This is a genomic window from Bradyrhizobium sp. BRP22 (assembly GCF_020194175.1).
Lineage (GTDB): Bacteria > Pseudomonadota > Alphaproteobacteria > Rhizobiales > Xanthobacteraceae > Bradyrhizobium.
In genome coordinates this window covers 112,349-131,579 of record NZ_JADYVX010000021.1, presented here as the reverse complement: position 1 = coordinate 131,579, position 19,231 = coordinate 112,349, and the positions used below count along the sequence as shown (strand labels likewise).

The 19,231-nt window shown below is 62.6% G+C and carries 23 protein-coding genes; 12 read left to right on the top strand and 11 right to left on the bottom strand.

The window, feature by feature from the left end; genetic code table 11:
• Positions 1–7: 7 nt before the first annotated feature.
• Entirely contained in the window at positions 8–1,141 is a 1,134-nt protein-coding gene (locus I6F35_RS24485) for a radical SAM protein (RefSeq protein ID WP_225120215.1), read from the bottom strand.
• 397 nt (positions 1,142–1,538) lie between these two features.
• Here I6F35_RS24485 and I6F35_RS24480 point away from each other — a divergent pair, with 397 nt between their 5' ends.
• On the top strand, positions 1,539–2,549 hold the full coding sequence (locus tag I6F35_RS24480) for a glycosyltransferase (protein WP_225120214.1): 1,011 nt from the start codon (positions 1,539–1,541) through the stop codon (positions 2,547–2,549).
• Positions 2,546–3,859: an O-antigen ligase gene (locus I6F35_RS40565; protein WP_225120213.1), complete on the top strand. Its 1,314-nt coding sequence runs from the start codon at positions 2,546–2,548 to the stop codon at positions 3,857–3,859. Before I6F35_RS24480 ends, I6F35_RS40565 begins: the two co-directional genes overlap by 4 nt.
• On the opposite strand, the gene I6F35_RS24470 is transcribed toward I6F35_RS40565, so the two are convergent.
• The gene (locus I6F35_RS24470) at positions 3,829–4,947 is read right to left on the bottom strand and encodes a hypothetical protein (protein ID WP_225120212.1); all 1,119 of its coding nucleotides are present in this window, start codon (positions 4,945–4,947) and stop codon (positions 3,829–3,831) included. The genes I6F35_RS40565 and I6F35_RS24470 overlap by 31 nt on opposite strands.
• Before the next feature lie 181 nt (positions 4,948–5,128).
• Between I6F35_RS24470 and I6F35_RS24465 the strand changes: the two genes are divergently transcribed.
• The 3 genes from I6F35_RS24465 (at position 5,129) to I6F35_RS24455 (ending at position 7,609) form a co-directional block, all read left to right on the top strand.
• Positions 5,129–6,064 carry a cupin-like domain-containing protein gene (locus I6F35_RS24465; RefSeq protein WP_225120211.1) on the top strand — a complete coding sequence of 312 codons (936 nt, stop codon included), beginning with the start codon at positions 5,129–5,131 and terminating at the stop codon, positions 6,062–6,064.
• 15 nt (positions 6,065–6,079) lie between these two features.
• Positions 6,080–7,267, top strand: coding sequence for a GNAT family N-acetyltransferase (locus I6F35_RS24460; protein WP_225120210.1), 1,188 nt, complete (start codon positions 6,080–6,082; stop codon positions 7,265–7,267).
• Between the two features lie 150 nt (positions 7,268–7,417).
• On the top strand, positions 7,418–7,609 hold the full coding sequence (locus I6F35_RS24455) for a hypothetical protein (RefSeq protein ID WP_225120209.1): 192 nt from the start codon (positions 7,418–7,420) through the stop codon (positions 7,607–7,609).
• 121 nt (positions 7,610–7,730) lie between these two features.
• Here I6F35_RS24455 and I6F35_RS24450 read toward each other — a convergent pair whose 3' ends face one another.
• The 4 genes from I6F35_RS24450 to I6F35_RS24440 all read right to left on the bottom strand — a co-directional run bounded on the left by I6F35_RS24450 (position 7,731) and on the right by I6F35_RS24440 (position 10,517).
• Complete coding sequence (locus tag I6F35_RS24450; protein WP_225120208.1) at positions 7,731–8,678, bottom strand: DUF5996 family protein; 948 nt, start codon at positions 8,676–8,678, stop codon at positions 7,731–7,733.
• 106 nt (positions 8,679–8,784) lie between these two features.
• A complete protein-coding gene (locus tag I6F35_RS40250) occupies positions 8,785–8,916 on the bottom strand; it encodes a hypothetical protein (RefSeq protein WP_275945491.1) in 132 nt (43 codons plus the stop codon).
• 160 nt (positions 8,917–9,076) lie between these two features.
• Positions 9,077–9,676 carry an NAD(P)H:quinone oxidoreductase gene (gene wrbA / locus I6F35_RS24445; RefSeq protein ID WP_225120207.1) on the bottom strand — a complete coding sequence of 200 codons (600 nt, stop codon included), beginning with the start codon at positions 9,674–9,676 and terminating at the stop codon, positions 9,077–9,079.
• Positions 9,677–9,818: 142 nt separating this feature from the next.
• Positions 9,819–10,517, bottom strand: a complete 699-nt coding sequence (locus I6F35_RS24440) for a pirin family protein (RefSeq protein ID WP_225120206.1) — start codon at positions 10,515–10,517, stop codon at positions 9,819–9,821.
• Positions 10,518–10,628: 111 nt separating this feature from the next.
• On the opposite strand from I6F35_RS24440, the gene I6F35_RS24435 reads away from it, so the two are divergent.
• From I6F35_RS24435 to I6F35_RS24425, 3 genes are all read left to right on the top strand, one after another.
• Positions 10,629–11,537 (top strand): LysR family transcriptional regulator, encoded by a 909-nt coding sequence (locus I6F35_RS24435; protein ID WP_225120205.1) that lies wholly within the window; start codon positions 10,629–10,631, stop codon positions 11,535–11,537.
• A 91-nt stretch (positions 11,538–11,628) separates the two neighbouring features.
• Positions 11,629–12,621, top strand: a complete 993-nt coding sequence (locus tag I6F35_RS24430; protein WP_225120204.1) for a tripartite tricarboxylate transporter substrate binding protein — start codon at positions 11,629–11,631, stop codon at positions 12,619–12,621.
• A gap of 147 nt (positions 12,622–12,768) precedes the next feature.
• A complete protein-coding gene (locus tag I6F35_RS24425) occupies positions 12,769–13,122 on the top strand; it encodes a hypothetical protein (protein WP_225120203.1) in 354 nt (117 codons plus the stop codon).
• Here the strand turns inward: I6F35_RS24425 and I6F35_RS24420 are convergent.
• The 3 genes from I6F35_RS24420 to I6F35_RS24410 are packed head-to-tail and all read right to left on the bottom strand — an operon-like array spanning position 13,086 to position 15,295.
• On the bottom strand, positions 13,086–13,601 hold the full coding sequence (locus I6F35_RS24420) for a YbaK/EbsC family protein (RefSeq protein WP_225120202.1): 516 nt from the start codon (positions 13,599–13,601) through the stop codon (positions 13,086–13,088). The two genes, I6F35_RS24425 and I6F35_RS24420, sit on opposite strands and share 37 nt — an antisense overlap.
• Before the next feature lie 3 nt (positions 13,602–13,604).
• Positions 13,605–14,351 (bottom strand): haloacid dehalogenase type II, encoded by a 747-nt coding sequence (locus I6F35_RS24415; RefSeq protein WP_225120201.1) that lies wholly within the window; start codon positions 14,349–14,351, stop codon positions 13,605–13,607.
• Positions 14,352–14,410: 59 nt separating this feature from the next.
• A complete protein-coding gene (locus I6F35_RS24410) occupies positions 14,411–15,295 on the bottom strand; it encodes an amidohydrolase family protein (RefSeq protein ID WP_225120200.1) in 885 nt (294 codons plus the stop codon).
• Positions 15,296–15,553: 258 nt separating this feature from the next.
• Between I6F35_RS24410 and ykgO the strand changes: the two genes are divergently transcribed.
• The 3 genes from ykgO (at position 15,554) to I6F35_RS24395 (ending at position 16,787) form a co-directional block, all read left to right on the top strand.
• Positions 15,554–15,679 carry a type B 50S ribosomal protein L36 gene (gene ykgO, locus I6F35_RS24405; protein ID WP_002718645.1) on the top strand — a complete coding sequence of 42 codons (126 nt, stop codon included), beginning with the start codon at positions 15,554–15,556 and terminating at the stop codon, positions 15,677–15,679.
• Between the two features lie 99 nt (positions 15,680–15,778).
• Positions 15,779–16,438 carry a tetratricopeptide repeat protein gene (locus tag I6F35_RS24400; RefSeq protein WP_225120199.1) on the top strand — a complete coding sequence of 220 codons (660 nt, stop codon included), beginning with the start codon at positions 15,779–15,781 and terminating at the stop codon, positions 16,436–16,438.
• A gap of 100 nt (positions 16,439–16,538) precedes the next feature.
• The gene (locus tag I6F35_RS24395) at positions 16,539–16,787 is read left to right on the top strand and encodes a hypothetical protein (protein ID WP_225120198.1); all 249 of its coding nucleotides are present in this window, start codon (positions 16,539–16,541) and stop codon (positions 16,785–16,787) included.
• 24 nt (positions 16,788–16,811) lie between these two features.
• On the opposite strand, the gene I6F35_RS24390 is transcribed toward I6F35_RS24395, so the two are convergent.
• Complete coding sequence (locus I6F35_RS24390) at positions 16,812–16,991, bottom strand: hypothetical protein (RefSeq protein ID WP_225120197.1); 180 nt, start codon at positions 16,989–16,991, stop codon at positions 16,812–16,814.
• Between the two features lie 273 nt (positions 16,992–17,264).
• On the opposite strand from I6F35_RS24390, the gene I6F35_RS24385 reads away from it, so the two are divergent.
• Positions 17,265–18,221, top strand: coding sequence for an alpha/beta hydrolase (locus I6F35_RS24385; protein WP_225120196.1), 957 nt, complete (start codon positions 17,265–17,267; stop codon positions 18,219–18,221).
• 604 nt (positions 18,222–18,825) lie between these two features.
• Here I6F35_RS24385 and cycA read toward each other — a convergent pair.
• Positions 18,826–19,221 carry a cytochrome c-550 CycA gene (gene cycA, locus I6F35_RS24380; protein ID WP_225120195.1) on the bottom strand — a complete coding sequence of 132 codons (396 nt, stop codon included), beginning with the start codon at positions 19,219–19,221 and terminating at the stop codon, positions 18,826–18,828.
• Positions 19,222–19,231: the final 10 nt, after the last annotated feature.

The following is a 19,231-nucleotide window of genomic DNA, read 5'->3' as shown; positions in this document are numbered from 1 at the left end:
TTTCGGATTACGCTGCCGCTTCGCCCGGGCTACGGTTGCTATTGCCCTCGTTCGCCTGCGCCTTTGTTCCCGTCAGCAGGGTCAGGCCCATCTTGAGCTTGTCCTGCAGCGTGCGCTGGGCGAGGCAGGTGAAGAGGCAGAGCTTGTCGCAGGCCACGGTTTCCTTGCGGCGCATGCGCGCTTCCTCGCTGTACCAGATTTCGCGCGCGGTCTGCGTGCGGACATTGCCGATCGGCTTGAAGAACCAGCAGACCTCGAGGCGGCCGTCGGAGCGGATGAAATAGTTGCGCATGCCGACCCGACAGGGCATCACCTCCGGCGGCGCCTTCTCGCGGCGGAAATGATTTGGCCAGGCGTTCAGCACGGCTTCGCCATTGAGGATCGGCGCGCCCTGACGCTTCAGCCGCAGCAACTCGTCGCGAACCGCGATGAGATCGTCCATCTCGCCTTCGCCGATCCACAATTCGTCCTCGACTTCCTGCGTGCCCATCTCGACCGGCTGGAAGCTCAGTGCGGTGGCGCCGATCTGCTGGATCCAGTCGACCATCTCCGGCAGCTGGCGGAAGTTCAGCCTGTGCACGACCGGTTTGATGATGATCGGAAAATCCAATCCTTCGGCGCGGCGCTTCTCGGAGACGTTCCGGATGCCCTGCACAATGTCGTTCAAGGAATTCTCGATGCCGCGCGAATAGTTGTGGATCTTCGGATCCCGCGAGTCGATCGAGATGTTGATGTTGAAGGGATGCGCCTCGACCGTCTGCGCGACGATCTTCTTGTTCAGATAGGCGCCGCCATTGGTGGTCACGCCCCAATGGATGTCGTTGTCGCGGCAGAACCGGACGAGGTCGAGGAAACCTTTCTTGATATACGGCTCGCCGCCGGCGAATTCGACATGATAGGCGCCGATGAATTCCTTGAGGCTCGATAGCGCACGCTGCCATTCCTCGATCGACATTTCCTCGCGATAGTTCGGACGGCGCCAATAGTCGCAATAGCGGCACTTGTAATTGCAGCGCTCGACGACCTCAGCGAAAATCGCGGCCGGCCGGGTGACGTCGCGGCCGGTGCGCAGATAGAGTTCTTCCGACAGGGCGTTGCGGACATGCCGTGTGCCCAGCGAGACGAGGTCTAGCGCTTTCAAGGTGAAACCTCAGACATTTGCCAGTGTTGTATGACTCAGCCGATTTCTTTGTCGTACCGAGGGACAGCAAATCGAATGCCAGAGGCATCAAGGCTCTCCGCTGCGGCGTTGCCGACCGCGTTTAACCTTAACGAATTGCTGCCAATGCGCGGTGGAGCGCGCGTCGATGCGGATCGACTGGTAGTTGAGCGCAAAGGCACGCTGAATGCCCCCGATTAACCCTCGCAAGAGATCGTGGTGGCACTACGCGCGGGTGGATCGGATTTTGCCATGACCTGGCCATACCGTGTGAATCGCTATCGTACGGCTCCGTCCATCAACGATTTCGGGACGATTACGTCTCATGATGGTGACGTGACCCGTTCTGGGACGGCGTGTCGCGGACTGGGAAGACGCCATGAACAAGATGTCGATGTCGACCGAGTTTCTTACAACGGACCGCGCCTGGGTCGCGGCCTCGCCCGGGCTCGACTGCTCCGTCGAGACCGTGGTCTGCATCCCGAGCTTCCGCCGGCCGCAGCATCTGCGGCTGACGCTGGAATCGGTCGCCGCGCAGCGCACCACGCGCCGCTTTGCGGTCGTGGTCGTCGAGAACGACGCAGCCAACTGTGAAAGCGCGCCGGTCGCCGCGGAATTCCTGGCATCGGGAAGGCTGAATGGCATCTGCCTCGTCGAGCCGCGGCAGGGAAACTGTCACGCCATCAATGCAGCGTTCGAGACGGCGCTCGGAACCTTTCCGCAGGCGATGAACTTCCTGATGATCGACGACGATGAGGTTGCCTCGCCCGAGTGGCTCGAGCGGATGGTCGAGGCCGCCGAGACGACCGGCGCGGAGGTGATCGGCGGGCCGGTCTGGCCGAAGTTCGACGACGAGCACAAGCGCGGCTTGACGCGTCACCCGGCGTTTGCGCCAGCCTATCATGACAGCGGACCAGTGTCCGTCATCTATGGCTGCGGCAATTGCCTGATCCGCCGCCACGTCTTCGATCGGCTTGGCAGTCCCGCCTTCGATCTGCGCTTCAACTTCCTCGGTGGCGGCGACCACGATTTCTTTGCCCGCTCCCGCCGGGCCGGCTTCCGCTTCTACTGGGTCAAGGATGCCGTCATCACGGAGACGGTACCGCGGAGCCGGACCAGGCTCGGCTGGATCGTGCGGCGCGGCCTGCGGATCGGGGCGATCAACTATCATATCGAACGCAAGGGCGCGCAGTCGACGTGGTCACGCGCCGCCGTGATGGCCAAGATGTTCGGCCTGGTGCCGTTCTCGCTGTTCCGCGCCACGCGCATCGTCTTGAGGGAGCACCAGCCCATCATCGCGATGCATCCGATGATGGTCGCCGTCGGCAGCGCGCTTGCGGTGCTTGGCATCGAGCCACAACCCTACGCCGCCTCGAAGATTGCTTCGTGACCGAGTTTCTCATCACGTCCGAAGCCCGGGCGGTCCTTGCCGATGTGTGGCGGCGGCCGGTGATGGATTTCGTCCGCGCCGCGGCCTTCATCGGCATCCTGCTCCTGATCTGGCTTTCGCTGCATCCGTTCGACGATCTCTCCGACATGCGCGTGGGCGAGGTGACCTCCGGCAAGGAAGCCGTGCTCTACGCGCTGTTCGGCGTGCTGATGGTGCTGATGCTGTTCCTGACCATGCGCGACAACATGCCGGCGCTGGCCTCGCTGTTGACGCCCGCTTATGTGCTGTTCGGGGCCTGGCTTTGCCTGACGGTGGTGCTGTCGTTCGATCCAGCCACCTCGGGCCGCCGTTTCGCGCTGTCGGTATTCGTCGTGGTGGTGACGGCGACCATGATGCTGTTGCCGAAGTCGCAGGGCGAGTTGATGCGCTGGTTCAGCATCGCTGCGCTGGGTTTGATCGCGACCTGCTATCTCGGACTATTGCTGGCGCCGAACCTGTCGATCCATCTGGCGACCGACCCGCAGGAGCCGGCGCTCGCCGGCAATTGGCGCGGCGCGTTCGGGCACAAGAACGTCGCCGCCGCGATGATGGCGATGATGATGTTCCTCGGCGTCTACTTCATCCGCGCCGGCGGATGGATATCCGGTGTCATCGTCATCGGGCTCTCGGCCCTGTTCCTGGTCTACTCGGCCGGCAAGAGCTCGATCTCGCTTTGCCTTGCCGTGCTGCTGCTGACCTCGCTGACATCAGTCGTCCGTTCACTGTGGGGACGGGCATTGATGCTGCTGCTGCCGCTGATCGTGCTCAACCTGTTCAGCGTCGGCACGGTGCTGAGCGATACGCTCGCATCAATCGCCAAGCTGTTGCCGCTGGATACCAGCTTCACCGGCCGCTCCGATATCTGGGTCTTTGCCGTTGAGTCCTTGCATCAGCGGCTCCTGACCGGCTATGGCTTCGAAGCCTTCTGGGGCAGCAACGCGATCACGAATCTCAAGGAAGGCAAGGAATGGGCGGGCTACGCCTCGCACAGCCATAACGGCTATCTCGACACCGCGCTCGGCACCGGCCTGCCGGGTCTCGTGTTTCTGATCGCCGCGATCGTCGTCAAGCCGCTGCGCGATTTCCAGGCCGCCGACGATGGCGGCAATGACGGCCCGCTGCAGATGCTGTTCCTGCGCATCTGGCTGTTCGGGCTTTATCTGTCGTCGATGGAGAGCTTCTTCCTCGACCGCGCCGATCCGATCTGGGCGACGTTCCTGATCGCCGTGTTCGGCCTGCATTATCTCGCGCGATTTCGCTTGCGGGCATAGATGACAGCCGCCACGGCCGTTGCCACATCGTGCCACCAGCCGGCGAAATCGAACGGCGCCTGCCACGGCGGTTGTCTCGCCGCGGCCAGGATTGCATCTGCATAAACCTCGCCCGCCGATCCGCGCGGAACCAGGACGATCGCGCCACGATCGATCAACTGCCGGAAGCGCGGATGGTGATCGAATTCATCAGGCAAAGCGGGGCCGGTCGCGACCAGCGGACGTCCCGATTGCGCGCAGGTGAGGATGCTGGATCGACGGGCGGTGATGCCTTCGTCCAGCGGATAGCAGAAGGCATCGACCTCGCTGAACAGGCCGAACACTTCGGCATCCGAGGCGACGAAGCCGGAGACGATGACGTCGTCACCGAGGCCGAGTTCGGCGGCGCGGGCATGGAAATTCTCCTCGACCTTGTCGACGCCGCGGATGAAGGAGCCGATATAGACAAGCAGCGGCCGCAATCCGCGCGCTTTCAGGATCGCACCGATCTCGAGCAGCGCATTCGGCTGCTTGCCCGGATAGATCGAGCCGAAATGCCCGATCACCAATCGTCCGCCGGCGCGCGCCGCTGATAGCCGCCGCCGCAATTCCGAGTCTTCGATCTGCGCCGGCGCCTCGACATTGGGCGGCAGCGGCGCCAGCATCGATTTCTTCACGGCGGAGGCGACCACGGCGTCATCGGCAAGCTCCTTGCGGACCAGCGGCGAGAACATGACGATGCTGTCGGCGAGCCATACCGCGGGGATGTAGGTAATCCGCCGCATCCAGTTCAGCCCGGCCCATTCGTGTTCGACCAGGACAACCTTGCGCCGCCTGAGCCTTGCGATCGCGAGCGCCACAAGCGGCCGCAGGATCACGCGCTTCCAGGCCACGATTGGAAAATTGCAGACCACGCTCTGCGCCGACCCGACCGCGCGCCAGATGTCGCGGAGCGATCCTTCGCTGCGCGTCACGGTTAACGTTTGGCTACTGCCGGGATCGAGCTTTTCGATCGCCTCGGCGAGCAGGCGCGTGAACTGCCCGACGCCGCAATGCATCTCGGCTCCCGCGCCGAGAAACAGCGCCCGATATCGCGGTGTAGAGGTCATCGCTGCAGCGGCGGGGCTTCCGAGGTCATTTTGTTAGCCCTACCGCGCAGACCTTAGCTTCCGGTAAGCGCCGCAAATGGCGTCGGCACCGATCTTGCCGATCCTGACGTGAAAGCTGCCCGGTCGTCCCGTAACGGGACATCGGAAGATCAAAAAGACGCAAGGCGACCAGGAGCGTGACATGACGGCAGGCAAGATCTTCACCAAATGGGACGACACCCATTCCGAGCTCTGGAGCCATCAGCCGATCCGGCTCGAGCACGCGATGCACAAGCAATCCGCGTTCTCGATGAATGAACTCGCCAAGCTGATCGAGAACTATCCGCGCGAGCATTACAGCCTGGTCCAGACAGGTGCGAAGGGTTCCAGTCGCGTCTGGCGCGAAGGCGAGATCGGCAAGCTCAGTGGTCGCCAGGTGATCGAAGCGATTTCGCGCGGCGGCCTCTGGCTCAACCTGCGCAACGTCACCTCCGTCGATCACCGTTTCCGCGAGATGGTCGATCAGATGTTCGCGGAGATCGCCGTCAAGGTTCCCGGCTTTGATGCGCCGACGCACCAGGCGGGCATCCTCATCTCCTCCCCGGACGCGCAGGTCTATTACCACTCTGACTTGCCGGGACAGGGACTGATCCAGATCGCCGGGCGCAAGCGCGTCTACATCTATCCAAACACGCCCCCATTCATCCGGCCGGAGCATCTCGAGGACATCGCGCTGTTCGATGTCGAGGTCGATATTCCCTATGCGTCCTGGTACGACCAGCATGCCCAGGTGATCGATCTCGAGCCTGGCCAGATGTTGAACTGGCCGCTGAATGCGCCGCATCGCGTCGAGAATCTCGGCGTCGTCAACATTTCGATGACGGTATCCTACGTCAACGATGACATCCGGCGCGCGCAGATCCTGCATCTCGCCAATGGCATGCTGCGTCATCGCTTCGGCTACACGCCGAAGAGCCGCAGCCTGCGCGGTCCGTCCTTCTTGGCCAAGCAGGTGATCCAGAAGCTCCTGCGCGACGGCAAGTGGGTGAAACGCGAGCGCTCGGTGCGCCGGCCGATCGACTTCCGGCTCGACGAGACCGAGCTCGGCAAGATCGTCGACTTGCCGAAAGCGGCGTAGGCGCGGCTTGCGGCCATGACCGTGCTTGCGACATCGGCGGGCAAGCCCTCCGCGTACACGAAAGCGCGCGCGGCCGGCTACCGCGTCGAGATCCTTTCCGACTGGCAACAGACACAGGCGCGGTGGAGTACGTTCGCTCCTCCGACCGCGTTCCAGAATCCGCGCTGGTATGAGGCCTGGTACGACGCTTTCGCCGACACCGACGGCATCTTGCCGGTGATCGCCTTCGTCACCGATGCTGCAACAGGCGAGCCGGCGGCGCTGTTGCCATTGATCCGTCGCCGACAGGGCGGCGTTCGAACGATCGAGTTCGCGGACCTTGAGCTCACCGATTACAACGCGCCGTTGCTCGGGCCTGCTGCGCCGCGCGATGCGGCGGCGGCGCGTGTGTTCTGGCGCGACTTGCGCGCCGCGTTGTGCAAACTTCCCGGCGGCGCCGATCTCATCCGCCTCCGCAAGATCGTACCCGATCTCGACGGCCGGCCCAATCCGCTGGCGCTGCTCGATACTGCGGCGGTTTGCCCGGTCAACGGCAATCTCGTCACCATCGGCGAGGATTACGATGCTTGGCGCTACACGCTGGAGCGGACCACGCGCAAGGAACTGGAGCGGAGCTGGCGCGTGTTCACCCGTGATCCCGCCGCTGCATTCTCCGTTGCAGCAGATCCTGACGAGGCGCAGAGGATTCTAGCGACGACCGAGGCTCAGCAGAGCGTGCGAATGCAGAGCCTCGGAGTAAAGTTCATCCTCAATGATGAGAATTGCGCCGCGTTCTATCGCAGCCTGGTCCGCAACGGCGTCGCCAGTGGCTATGTCATCGTGACGGCGCTGACGGCAGGCGAGGAGGTGGTGGCAACGCTGCTCGGTGTGCGTAACGGTCCACGCTATGTGATGATCCGTATCAGCAACGCCGGTGACAAATGGAGCAATTGTTCGCCGGGACGGCTGATCATCGAGCGCACCATGGCGGCGCTGCACAAGCAGGGTGTCCGCGAGTTCGATTTCTCGATCGGCAATTACGCTTACAAGCGCCGCTTCGGCGTCAAGCGGCTGCCGCTGCTCGATGTCAGCGCCGCCTTGAGCTGGCGCGGATTACCCCATGCGCTCCGCGACCGGGCGACAAGTGAGCTGCGTCGTTATCCCAAGTTAACCGCGTATCTGAAACGCGTCATTGGCAAGCCGGTCTCACGCGAAGACACCTGATCAAGCTTCCATGCAGAATTGTCACACTCACGCGGATTGTGTGAGCGTTCGTTCTATGTTCGCAAAAGTCCACAATTGTGGTCGCCGCATCGCACTATGCTGGCTGCGGGCTAAGGGCCACCGGGAATGTTTCCGCCAGGAGAAGCCCACATGCCAGCCTATATCCATCACCATGCCGTGGAACCGGACTTCATCATCTGCCCGAGCTGCGCCGGTCTCCCGATGTTCGTCACGGATGTTGCGCCGCATTGGAGCATGGCGAAGATCGACTTTACCTACGAATGCTCTGATTGCGGTGCGCAGGTCAGGCAAACGGTGACAAAGCCGGAGCTGTTGAACTAAAGCGTTTTCGAGCGAAGTGAACGTGAAGAAAACGCGTCAAAGCTCGAGAACGTGATCCGGAAGAGACGAGATCATGAGCCGATTTCAGGCCGATCGGATCATGATCTAAGCCCGGCGTTACTCAGAACTGCCGCACCACGCCGGGTCGGCCAAGCGGGCACTCCAGTGCCGGGCGGTCCCATTTCGCGGCAATCGCAGCGGCCTCATACGTGCTTTGCAGGAATTCCAGCACCGCCTGGTCGGGATCGTCGGAGGTGCGCGCGGCATCGTAGGGCAGGATGAATTCGCCGAGCTTCTCGCTGAAGAAGGCCGCGTCGGGTCGCACCTTGGCGGTGCGGAAGCCCGCGGGCTCCGGATAGGCATAGGAATAGAATGCCGGATAGTCGACGGCGCCGCCGCCCGGCCAGAAGCCGGCGCTGCTCACCTCGTGCGAATAGGCTTCGTGCGCCACTGCATCGGGCAGGTTCGGCACGCCACCGGGATGGCGTGGCGCCGTCCTGCCGGAGAAACGCGTCACCGCGAGATCAAAGCTGCCCCAGAAGAAATGCACGGGGCTGGCCTTGCCGAGAAAGCCGGTGCGGAATTGTTTGAACAGCCGGTCGCAGTTCAAGAGGATCTGGAAGAATCGCAGCACTGCGTCCGCATCGTAGGCGCGGTGCTGATTGTCTTCCGGGAACCGGATCGGGTCCGGTAATTCATTCGGCGTTTCGTCGATCGCAACCTCGATGCCGAGCTCTCTCAGCGCGGAGAGCACCGCCGCGTAGAAGCTCGCCACCGAGAGTCCGGCCAGCGCAAACTGTCGCGCTGCGCCGTCGCTGGACGAGATGTGCAAGACGTGATCGATGAAATCAAAATCGATTTGAAACGTTCTAATGCCGTCAGGGATCGGCGAGGTGGTCAGCCCGCGCGCCGTGACATAAAGCGTGACGTGCCACGAATGGTTCAGCCAGGGCGACTTGGCCAGCCGGATCTTGCCGACGATCTGGGTCCAGAGATGCAGCGTGGCGCAGGTCTCACGCCATGCTTGGGTCGGCAGTTCCGGCCACAAGACTTGCCTAGTGTTGCTCATGCCAAGATCTCATCCGTGACGGCTATTTGCGTGGCGGCTCTCGAAGCAGTCAGCCTATCACGAGTTCGTTATGCCGGCTCCACGGACACGGCCCGACAGATCGACATCACGACTTCGTGCATTCCGGACAGCGGCGTTGTCCGCGCGTGGCGCGGAAAAGACTCTTGCACCACCAGCGCCGCGCCATCGCCTGCAGCGGCCTGCGCACCAGCTGGGCCATGAACAGCATTTCAACCATGTCGTAATCCCCGAACGCGCATGTGCCGCCAGGCCCGGGGGGCAAGAGCCTGGCGGCTGCAGTCATGCGGTTTGAACATGAAGGTGCGATCGAATGAAATTTCCGACCGCACCGTCTACATAGGGCCGTACTCGCAAACGAGAACGCCCCCGAACTCGTATCAGCCATGCAGTTTGTTCGCGGTCTCCGCGATCACACGTCCTTGATAGCGCGCGCCTGCAAGCTCATTCGCGCTCGGTTGCCGGCTGCCGTCGCCCCCGGTGATCGTGGTGGCGCCATAGGGCGAACCGCCGGTGATCTCGTCGAGCTTCATCTGGCCGGCAAAGCCGTAATTGAGGCCGACCACGGTGACGCCGAAATGCAGGAGATTGGTGATGATCGAGAACAGCGTCGTTTCCTGCCCGCCATGCTGGGTCGCGGTCGAGGTGAAGGCACCGCCGACCTTGCCGTGCAAGGCGCCCTTGGCCCAAAGACCACCGGCCTGATCGAGGAAGTTCGCCATCTGCGAGGACATGCGGCCGAAGCGGGTGCCGGTGCCGATGATGATCGCGTCGTAATTGGCGAGATCGTCGATCTTCGCGATCGGCGCTGCCTGGTCCAGCTTATAGTATGACGCCTTCGCGACTTCGGCCGGCACGAGCTCGGGCACCCGTTTGATATCGACAGTAGCGCCGGCTTCGCGCGCGCCTTCCGCGACCGCATTCGCCATGGCCTCGATGTGACCATAGGCGGAATAATAGAGGACGAGAACTTTGGCCATGATGGCTCTCCTTTGGTTTGGTGTTGTTGAATTTGGAGGGTTGGTTGCCGGGCTTGACCCGGCAACCGATCACAATCGAGAAACCTCCCGAAGGGGATGGATGCCCGGGTCGGGGACAGGCGCCCGGGCATGACGAGTGGAGTTACGCCGCGTCGACCAGCACCAGCTCGGAATCCTCCAGTGCGGTGATCGTGAGTTTGGCTTCGTCACGGATCGCGGCGCCGTCACGGGCATCGACACGCACGCCGTTGACGTCAATGCTGCCGGCTGCGGGCACGAGATAGAGATGCCGCTTCTGCTCCGGTGCATATTCCGCGCTTTCACCAGCCTTCAGCGTGGTGGCAAGCACCCGCGCCTTGGCGCGGATCGGCAGCGCATCGGCGTCATTCTCGAAGCCGCTCGCGATCGTTACGAGCTTGCCGGAGCGATTGGCCTTCGGGAAAGGCTTGGAGCCCCAGGTCGGCTCGCCGCCATGCGTCGTCGGCTCGATCCAGATCTGGAATATCTTCGTCTTCGACGGCTCGAGATTGTACTCGGCGTGACGGATGCCACTGCCTGCACTCATCACCTGCACGTCGCCCGCTTCAGTCCGGCCCTTGTTGCCTAGCGAGTCCTGGTGCGTGATCGCGCCTTCGCGGACATAGGTGATGATTTCCATGTTGGCGTGGGGATGCGGTGGAAAGCCGGTGTTCGGGGCGATCTCGTCATCGTTCCACACGCGCAAGGCGCCATGGCCCATATTGTTCGGATCGTAGTGGCTGCCGAAGGAGAAGTGGTGTTTTGCCTTCAGCCAACCATGGTCGGCGCCGCCGAGTTTTGCATAGGGTCTGAGCTCGATCATCGGGGTATTTCCTGAAGTTTCGATGGAGATTGGATATGCCGCCCGGCGTGGTATAGAAATAGAAACTATCGAAACTCATTGTTTCCATTTGTGGAAAAGGGCGGCGCCGAAATGCCAAAGCTCCCGGACTTCGAAGCGCTCGCAATCTTCGCAAAGGTCGTGGAATTGCGGTCGTTTGCGGCGGCCGCTAGCGAGCTTGCGCTGTCGAAGGCGACCGTCTCCAAGGCGGTCAGCCGGCTCGAGGGCCGGCTTGGCGCGCGGCTGTTCAACCGCACCTCGCGTCGGTTGGCGCTGACGGATGCCGGACAAAAACTGTCCGAGCGCGCCGCGCGCCTTCTGGCAGACGGCGAGGCGGCCGAGAATGAGGCGCTGGCGCAATCGGCCACCCCGCGCGGCCTGGTGCGGCTCGCGGTGCCCATGACCTTCGGGGTGACGTCGGTCGCGCCGCTGCTCCCGGAGTTTCTGGAGAAATATCCGGAAGTGTCGATCGACCTGCATTTGAGCGATGCGACCGTCGACCTGATCGGCGAAGGTTTCGATGCCGGCTTACGCATCGCGCGCCTGCCCGATTCATCCTTGATCGCGCGGCGGCTCTGCGCGATGCCGCGTTACACGGTGGCGGCGCCGTCCTACCTGAAGCGCTGCGGACGGCCGACGCATCCGATGCATCTCGCCGAGCACAAGTGCTTCGGCTATGCCTATCTCTCGACCGCGGGCGTCTGGCACTACACCAACGCAGCCGGCGAGCAGGCAAGCGTGCGACCCGCCGGGCAACTGCGCGTCAACAATGGCGAAGCGCTGCTGCCTGCGGTGATCGCCGGTCTCGGCATCGCCGATCTCCCCGACTTCATCGTTGGAGAAGCCATCGCGCGCGGTGACGTCGAGGTGATCCTGAAAGGCTGGAAACAGCCTGAAGGCGCCGTGCACCTGGTGATGCCGCCCGGCGGCCCACGCCCCGCGCGCGTCGAAGTCCTCGCGGACTTCCTGGCGAAGCATTTCGTAAAGGGCAGGAAGCGGTGAGGCGAACCGCGCCTTTGCCTATCACGACCTCCATCGGCTACTCTCTGCGCATAAATCAAACCAAAACAAGACCACTGGGGAGAGGATGCCGATGAATCGCCGGGAGATTCTGAAAGCCGCCGCCGCATGGCCGCTGGCGCACGCCGCGCTTTCGCATGCTGCTTTCGCGCAAAGCGCTGTCTATCCCAACCGCAACATCACCATGATCGTGCCGTTTCCGGCGGGTGGCCAGGCCGATCTGGCCGCGCGGCCGGTCGCGTCGGCACTCGAGCGGATCCTCGGCAAGCCCGTGATCGTCGACAACCGCGCCGGTGGGGCCGGCGGCTCGGTTGGCAATGCGCAGGCCGCGCGTGCGGAGCCGGATGGCTACACGCTGCTGATGACGCTGTCGTCGCTTGCCGTGCTGCCGGAAGCCGATCGGCTGTTCGATCGCCCTGCGGCTTACGAGGTCTCGCAATTCGCGCCGATCGCGCGCGTGCTCGCCGATCCGACGCTGCTCGCGGTGCCGGCGTCGGCACCATGGAAGACGCTGCAGGATCTTGTCGACGACGCCAAGAAGCGTCCTGGCCAGATTCCCTATGGCTCGTCCGGCCCCTACGGCACGCTTCACGTCGCGATGGAGATGTTTGCCGCGAGCGCGGGCATCAAGTTGCTGCACGTGCCGTTCCGTGGCGCAGGTCCGGCGCTGACCGCGCTGCTGAGCGGCACGGTGCAGGCGGTGGCATCCGCGCCGGGCACGCTGAAGCAGCAGGTCGCCGACGGCAAGATGCGGGTGCTCGCCAATTGGGGCGCCGAACGCATTACAAGCTTCCCCGACCTGCCGACGTTCAAGGAACTGGGCTACAAGGATGTCGAGTTCTACATCTGGGCCGGCCTGTTCGCGCAGCGCGGATTGCCCGCGCCGATCATGATGCGGCTGCGGGAGGCGATGGCTGAAGCGGTGCAGGCGCCGGAGGTGGTCAAGACGTTCGAGACCGCGGGCAGTCCGGTCGCCTATCTCGATGCGCCGGAGTTTTCCAAATTCGTCGCTGACGACAGCGCGCGGCTGATCGCGGCGGTCAAGAAAATCGGCAAGGTGGAGTAGGCGATTTCACATTTTGTTGCGGGTCGCGAACCTTCCGCAGTCTCATTCATTTGGCATAGTTGCAGCGCGGCGTGCGCCTGGAACCGCCGCGCTGAGCGAACATCGAACGAGACGTCTATCGATAAGACATTGAAAGAGGATCCCTGCATGCGAACGCCGCGCATTGTCCTGGGTTGTGCGATCCTGATCGGCACCGGACTGGTCGTGCAAAACCCGGCATTCTCCGAAGAGTATCGCGGAACTTTCGAACAGCAGATGGCCTGCACGCCCGACGTCTGGCGGCTCTGCAGCGATCAAATCCCTGACGTCAACCGGATCACGGCGTGTTTGCGGCAGAACACGCCGCAACTTTCCAATGGTTGTCGCGCGGTATTCGAATCCAGCGCGAGTGCCCAGCAGCCGCCCTCACGTGTTCCGCCGCGAGCCGCGCCGCGTGCGCGAGGCGCACCGCCGCCTGCGCAGCTTCAGCCGGCGCCGCCAAGGCCCGACGACGACGAATAGGCCGACGTGTCCTCCTGCGGCCGATCGCAGACGTCGACCCATTCGGCCGACGTCAGTTGCGCCATTCGCTCCGGCGTGATCCTGACCGCGCTGTGGGTCGAGCCCGCGGCAGGCACGACGATGTCGAAGGCCTTCAGCGACACATCGCAATAGATCGGCAATGGCGTTCTCAGGCCGAAAGGACAGACGCCGCCGACCTCGTGGCCGGTGATATCGGCCACCTCATGCAGTCCCAGCATCTTCGGCTTGACGCCGAACAGCGCCTTCACCTTCCTGTTGTCCATCCGCGAGGTGCCGCTGGTGACGATCAGCACCACGCGATCGCCGACCCGCAGCGACAGCGTCTTGGCGATGCGCCCCGGCTCGACGCCGTAGGCTTCCGCCGCCAGCGCGACCGTCGCGGAACTCTTGGTTGATTCGATCACGGATATGTCGGGCGCCTTCTCGGCGAAGAAGGCGCGAACGGATTCCAGGCTCATATTCTAGGACCTGCGGGAGGAAAGCAGCGCGGGAAGTTCGGACAGTGCATGGATGCGATGGTCGGGCGTAACGCCGAGCTCATCCATCTGGGTGCGCAGCGCCTTGAACATCGTGAGCGGCGGCAAGGTCTCGCTTTCGACGCAGGCGAGCGCCATCGCCTGCGGCGTTACTCGTTCGATCCAGGCGACGTTCAAGCCGAACGCCTTGGCGCCGCAGGCGTCCCACGGATTGGAGGAGATGAACAGGACGTCCGAGGGCGGCACGCCAAGCGCTTCTTCGATCAGCGCGTAGGCCTCAGGGCTCGGCTTGAAGGTCTTCTTGGCATCGACGCTGATCGTTGCGTCCAGCACGCGATCGAGTCCGCTATTGCGCACCAGCGCGCTCAGCATCTCCGGGCTGCCATTGGAGAGGATCGCGAGCTTCTTGTCCTTGATCGCCTCGAGCGAGGCAAGCGCATCCGGATAGAGATCGAGATGCAGGTATTTGTCGATGATCCCATCGAACGTGCCGGCGTTATATTGCAGGCCGAGGCTTCGCAGCGTATAGGCGAGCGAGTCGCGCGTGACGACGGAAAAATCCCGGTAGCGCCGCATCAGCGAGCGCAGCCAGCTATATTCGAGCTGCTTGATGCGCCAGATCTGCGTGATGATCTCGCCATAGCCCGGAAATGCGTCCTCGGTCACGTCGGCGACCGACTGGACGTCATAAAGCGTGCCATAGGCGTCGAAGACAACGGCTTTGATGGTCACTGTCATTTCCTTTCGTCCCGATGCGTACCGGAACACCAAGGCATGATGTAGAGACCGCCTTATATACCCAAAATCTTCCGCGCGTTGGCCTTCAACACTTTCGGGCGGATCTCCTCGCGGATGTCGAGCTTGGCGAAATCCGAAAGCCAGCGGTCCGGCGTGATCACCGGCCAATCCGAGCCGAACAGCATCTTGTCCTGCAGGATCGAGTTGATGTAGCGCACGAGGATCGGCGGAAAATACTTCGGCGACCAGCCGGAGAGGTCGATATAGACGTTCGGCTTGTGGGTCGCGACCGAGAGCGCCTCTTCCTGCCAGGGGAAGGACGGGTGCGCGAGGATGATCTTCAGGTCCGGGAAGTCGGCGGCGACATCGTCCATATACATCGGGTTGGAGTATTTCAGCCGCATCCCCATGCCGCCGGGCATGCCGCTTCCGACGCCGGTCTGTCCGGTGTGGAACAGCGCGATCGCGCCGCCGTCGTTGATCGCCTCATAGAGCGGATAGGCGAGGCGGTCGTTCGGATAGAAGCCCTGCATGGTCGGATGGAATTTGAAACCGCGGACGCCATAGTCCTCGATCAGCTTCCGCGCCTCGCGCACCCCGAGCTTGCCCTTGTGCGGATCAATGCTGACGAACGGAATCAGGACATCGAGATTTTCGGATGCGACTTCCAGCATCTCGTAATTGTTGTAGCGGCGGAAACCGGTCTCGCGCTCGGCATCGACAGGGAAGATCACGGCCGCGATGTTCTTGGACCGGTAGTAGGCCGCGGTTTCCGGCACCGTCGGCGGATGCTTGTGCGGCGACTTGAAATACTCCGCCATCTGCGCCTGGAAGTCGTCATAGCCGTCGTCGCCATGCATGCCGCAGGGCTCCTCGGCATGAGTGTGGATGTCGATCGCGACGACGCTCTCGATGTCGGGCAGCTTGAGCTTGGGCATTCTTAAGGGGTCCTTGGGTTCCCGGCGGCCTGCTTCCTGGATTGCAAAATTGATTATACTATATAACGAATTCCGCAAGGCAGCCAGAAACTCGCGCGCGACGGGTCCATTCGGATTGACATTTGTGCCTCCGATCGCCTAGAAGGCGCGCGTCCCGTGCGGCTGGGCCGTTTTTCGGGATAAATCCCATGTTGTCACATTTGGGCAGGTTTTAGGTTCGGGCTTGAGCACGGCCTTTCAACGCATCAGGATTGTCCCATGAAGGTCCGTAACTCGCTGAAATCGCTGCGTGGCCGCCATCGCAACAACCGTCTGGTCCGCCGCAAGGGCCGGGTCTATGTTATCAACAAGGTGCAGCGCCGCTTCAAGGCCCGCCAGGGCTGATCGCGGGTCTTTAGCCCCGGTTGCCCCCAGCACGTCGTTTCACACGTCTTTGACGTCGCGCTGCTTTGCAGCGCGACGTTGTGCGTTTAAGCTGCGGCGATGGAATTGAGATTCCTGAGGTCCGTAACCCGTCAACTCGCATTCCTGTGCGCCGCGGTCGTGATTGCGGCGCCTGCGGCGGCGTTTGCCCAGGGCGACCCGCGGGTCATTCCTCCGCCCAAGGAGCAGAAGAAGCTGCCCGAGGCGCCCAGCAAATTGCCGCAAGTCGGCGCCGACCGCAGCCGCGGACTGGATTTCCTGTTCGGTGCGCTGAAGGCCGCGCCGGATGAAGCCAGCGCCAAGCACGTGGAGGCGCGGATCTGGGCGCAATGGCTGCAGACGCCAAGCGATACCGCGGCGCTGCTGATGGTGCGGGCCAAGGCTGCGCTCGACGCCCAGAACGTCGATGTCGCGCTGAAACTGCTCGATGCCGTCGTGAAGCTGCGCCCCGACTATATCGAGGGCTGGAACCGGCGCGCGACAATCTACTACCTGAAGAATGACTATGCGCATTCGCTGGAGGACATCCAGCAAGTCCTGATCCGCGAACCCCGCCATTTCGGCGCGCTGGCCGGCCTCGGCATGATCATGCAGGACCTGGGCGACGACAAGCGCGCACTGGACGCCTTCCGCAAGGCGCTTGCCATCAACCCGCACCTGGAAAAGGTGCCGGAATTGGTGAAGCAGCTCAGCGAAAAGGTCGAAGGCCGCGATATCTAGTTCCCGTGGATTAACCACGACTTCCGTCAGCCGATTGCAGCGCGGAACGATTGCGGCTAGCGGGCTTGGTTCCCCCGCGCCAACCCGCTTGGAGCGAACCATGAAAGCGTTGCTGCTGGCCAGCACGGTGATCGTTGCGGCGACGGCCGTAGGTCTTGCCGACGGGCTGTATTGGGTGGTGGGCAACCACGCGACCAACACCTGCGACATCGTCACCAGCAATCCCATCGTCGACGAGAACATCTGGTTCGCCGACGGTCCCTACAACTCGGCCGACGACGCCAAGCTCGCGCGCTCTACCATTCGCGAATGCCCAAAGGATCAACCGCCGGCCGACGACGCCAAATGACGGCGTGGCGCTGAACCCTCGAACTCAGTGCAGCAGCCTGCCGCCGCGGGTGAACTGGTCGCGCGCTGCCGCGGCGTAGAGCTGCTGCAGCTCGGCCTCGAGTTGCTCATTGACCAATAGAAGTGCCCTCAAGGCGCCATGCAGGTCGCCATTGCAGCGGGCCACGATCTGGTCGATGGCCGCTTCGCACGGATCGGAACTCATTGATACTTCTCCGAATTTCTGTCTTCTGAACTGTTAATGCGGCGTCCTGTTCCTGTGGATTGTGTGGACAGATTTGCCGTATTCCGTTTCGATCAAGCCGCGCGTGTTTTGGCAGAATGCCGGCAGGAATTTAAGGAACAGGTAATGACGCTGGTATGAACCCGCTATCCACAGGTCGGGCGCATTGTGGAAAACCGACTGGGCCCGACCATATGAGATCGGCATCGGCGGACGCCATCATTTACCCTGCAACGGATCATCCGGACCTTATCGATGACGATTGTGATCGCGGTGGCGGCGCTGGCGTTGCTGGCCGCAGCCACGCAGCTGGGCGTTGTGCTGGTGCAACGGGCCTTTCCCGCGCAGGGTATGATGGTCGAGGTTACAGGCGACGCGCTGCATGTCGTCGATATCGGCCCGCGCGAGGCGGCCTCGCCGCCGATCGTGATGTTGCATGGCGCAAGTTCCAATCTCGAGGTGATGCGCCGTCCGCTTGGGGACCGGCTCGCCAGAAATCACCGCGTGATCCTGATCGATCGTCCCGGCCACGGCTGGAGCACCCGCGCGCGGGCCAGCGATTCCACGCCCGCGATCCAGGGGCGGATGATCTCGGAGGCGCTGACCAAGCTCGGCATCGAGCGGGCGGTCGTGGTGGCGCATTCCTGGAGCGGCGCGCTCGGCCTGAGGTTGGCGCTTGATGATCCCGACCGGGTGGCCGGCCTCGTGCTGCTCGCGCCGGTCGCCTACCCCTGGAAGGGCGGCGTCGGCAAGTACAACGAATTGATCGCCACGCCGGTGATCGGCCCGCTATTCGCCTACACGATCACGCTGCCGCTCGGCACGGTGCTGACCGGGTCAGGTGCGCGCGGCGTATTTCTGCCGCAGACGATGCCGGATGGTTTCGTGAAGGATACAGCGACGCCGCTCCTGCTGCGGCCGCGCGAATTCATCGCCAACGCGCGCGACCTGGTGACATTGAAGGCCGCGGTCGCCGAGCAGGCGCCGCGCTATGGCGCGATCAAGGCGCCGCTCACCATCATCACCGGCGACGCCGACAAGACGGTGTCGACCGACATCCACTCCCGCCCGCTCGCCGCCGCCGTACCGCATGCCAAGCTGATCGTGCTGCCGGGCACCGGCCACATGATCCAGAACGCAGCGCCTGACCTGGTGATCGCGGAGATCGAAGCGATGATCGGAGCGCCGTACAGCAGCGCGGCTGGCGCGTAGTGGCAATCAGGATGCGAACTGTTATGGTCCGGATATGACCGAATTACTCGAACGTGCAATCGAACGAATGCCGGAGCTTCCTGCGCAAGATCAGGACGCTCTTGCTAACGCACTGCTCTCACTTGCCGGAGAGCCAACACCCGTTGTATCTCTGGATGACGACACCCGCGCTGCTATTGCGGAAGGCTTGCGCAAGCCAAGCGTGGCGACTTTGTTTCAGACGAAGAGGTGAGAAACGCCGAGAAGCGTCGGGGTCTATGAAGGTCCGATACACTCGGCGCGCGTTCAACGATCGCGAGGCGATCTACGACTTCCTGAAAGAACAGAGCCCAACTGGGGCAATCAACGTTCAGCGCGCCGTTCTCAATACGATCCACGCGCTCAGATCGTATCCTCGTCTCGGGCAACGAACTGAATTTGCCGACGCATAAGAGCTAACCGTTCCCCGCTAGGCGTACAAAGTTTACTACCGGCTCGAGGGTGACGAGGTGTGGATACTGCACATTCGCGACGCTCGCCGCCGGCCGCTGCAGGAACGAGATTTGATTTAACTTGGGCATCGTAACGCCTCGTCGAGAGGCGCCACGACGCAAGATACTCGCTACTACTGCTTGATTTTCCCGTCCTTGTCGAACTGTGCGAGATAGGCCCAGAGGTTGTTGGCTTCCGTCTCGTTCTTGATGCCGGCGAATGCCATCTTGGTGCCTGGGATCTTGGCCTTGGGATCCTTGATGTATTCGAGGAACGATTCCTTGTTCCAGGTGATGCCGGAATTCTTGTTGGCGTCCGAATAGTTGTAATCAGGCGCGGTGCCGGAGTGGCGGCCGTCAAGGCCGTTGAGCTCGGGGCCGACCTTGTTCTTGGCGCCTTCGCCAATTGCATGGCAGGCGAGGCACTTGTTGAACGAGGTCTTGCCGGCGGCAACATCCTGCGCCTGCGCGCCCGACGCTGCGAACATTGAGGTGACGACGGCCAACGCGCTCAAGATCGATGTTTTCATGTGGTGCTCT